This is a genomic window from Nostoc sp. 2RC (genome assembly GCF_014222165.1).
Classification (GTDB): Bacteria; Cyanobacteriota; Cyanobacteriia; order Cyanobacteriales; family Nostocaceae; genus Nostoc; species Nostoc linckia.
Map to the genome: position 1 here is coordinate 1 of NZ_JACKZU010000664.1, position 1811 is coordinate 1811.

Here is a 1811-nt window from a genome sequence, read left to right on the forward strand (position 1 = left end):
AGACACCGTTCGACTTGCATGTGTTAAGCATACCGCCAGCGTTCATCCTGAGCCAGGATCAAACTCTCCGTTTTGTTGTGTTTTGAGTTTGTTATCCGAAACAAGACTATATCTTTTTCGGAATCCTAGTTATAATTCTTTAGTTAGTCTTGATTTGGTAACGCCAAACTAGACTTCCTTGACGAGGATTAGTTATCTTAAAGCTTTCAAAGTATTGTATTTTTACGGTTCAGTCGTTGATGGCGTTTTTCTCTCGCCTTCACACTTATCTAGATTAACGAGTCTATTGGGTATTGTCAAGGGTTAAACGAAAATTTTTTTCTGAATTGGCTAAATTCGTTGAACAGTAGTGCTTTCACCTACGTGACTTGGGCAAAAAGAGAAATAAAGCCGATATTGTTCAATCATTAATTCAAAACAATCTTTCTTTGATTGCCTTCTTAAGAAAGTTGTTGTGGTTAGAAAGATTTAGTTGGAGCAGGTTACGTACAGCCTGCTGTACATCGTCTTGTTTGATTAAAGAGTCTCCAAGCAAGACAGCATGTGTACCAGCTTCAGAAACAAAGGATAAGTCAGCAGGTGTATACAAGCCGGACTCACTGACTATACTGATGCCCAAGCTCTGGATCTGCGATCGCCTAGCTGCCAGCAACTGCCCAGTTGTATTAATATCAATGCTAAAATCTTCAAGACTTTGATTGTTGATTCCTATAAGACGTACATCATCAAGCTTTAGTACCCGATCCAGTTCTGCCAAAGTACGGACTTCTACCAAAGCGTTCATCCCTAGATAGTGAATTACTCGTAAAAAGTTTTGCAGTTGGCGATCGGACAGAATGCTTGCAATCAGTAGTACAGCATCTGCGCCTGCTGCTCGTGCTAAATAAATTTGGCACGGATCTAAAATAAAATCTTTGCAAAGTAGAGGTAATGTTACTCTGTGGCGGATAATGCGTAAAGTTTCAAAACTACCGTGAAAGAACTTGTGATCGGTGACCACAGAGATACAAGTTGCACCACCACGTTCATAAGCTTTGGCAATGGCAACTGGATCTAAGTCTTGTTTGATGATTCCATGAATTAAAGATGCTTTTTTCACTTCTGCAATAATACAAGGTCGGTAATGACTTTGTTGCAAAGCGCTTAAGAAATCCCGTACTGTAGGTGCAGCAGTTAACTGACGTTGCAATGAAGCCAAAGACATTTCCTGCTGAATTTGTGCAACTTCATACTTTTTCTGCCATACAATCTCCTTGAGAGTAGGTTGTAGTATATGAGTATTATGTGTCTTCGTAAATGGATAAGTCATATGTTAATGATGACAAAAAAGTATGAATTGGAAGATATAAGGCTACGCCGAAATGCTGTTTTTCAATGAACGTGTGTCAAAACACCGTCTTTTAATTTTTCATAATTGAAGCCAAGTGGACTTCAAATTTAAAGTTTCCATACCTTCACTATTAGTTTGACTAGATTTGGAAGTGTCAACTAAACAATTATTTTTCAACAATCTAATATAGGTGCGATAGGGTATGTAATCTATTGGGTTGTAACCCGAAAAACGGAGGATTAAAACGCAGGCCCAAGAATATTTACCTGCGATAATTGCTTTGAGTATTTGCTCAATTTGTTCGTTATTAATTTTTTTACTCATTTGTGTTTGATAACCAGTAATGTTTTGATTCATGATAGATGCTCTTTTATGCTATTAAAACTGGTCTTTAATTCACAGGTTGTTGGACTGAAATTTATTTTGAAAATTTTTTATAGTATATTTTTTTGTAACATTATTTTAATGAGCAAAAGTATTG

The 1811-nt window shown here is 36.9% G+C and carries 2 protein-coding genes and 1 rRNA gene; all 3 read right to left on the bottom strand.

Annotated elements, in window-relative coordinates:
* Positions 1–74, bottom strand: a 16S ribosomal RNA gene (locus GNE10_RS34260); the annotation flags it as partial.
* A 338-nt stretch (positions 75–412) separates the two neighbouring features.
* Positions 413–1309: an indole-3-glycerol phosphate synthase TrpC gene (trpC, locus tag GNE10_RS34265; protein ID WP_185570472.1), complete on the bottom strand. Its 897-nt coding sequence runs from the start codon at positions 1307–1309 to the stop codon at positions 413–415.
* A 99-nt stretch (positions 1310–1408) separates the two neighbouring features.
* The gene (locus GNE10_RS34270) at positions 1409–1687 is read right to left on the bottom strand and encodes a HetP family heterocyst commitment protein (RefSeq protein WP_185570473.1); all 279 of its coding nucleotides are present in this window, start codon (positions 1685–1687) and stop codon (positions 1409–1411) included.
* Positions 1688–1811 lie beyond the last annotated feature (124 nt).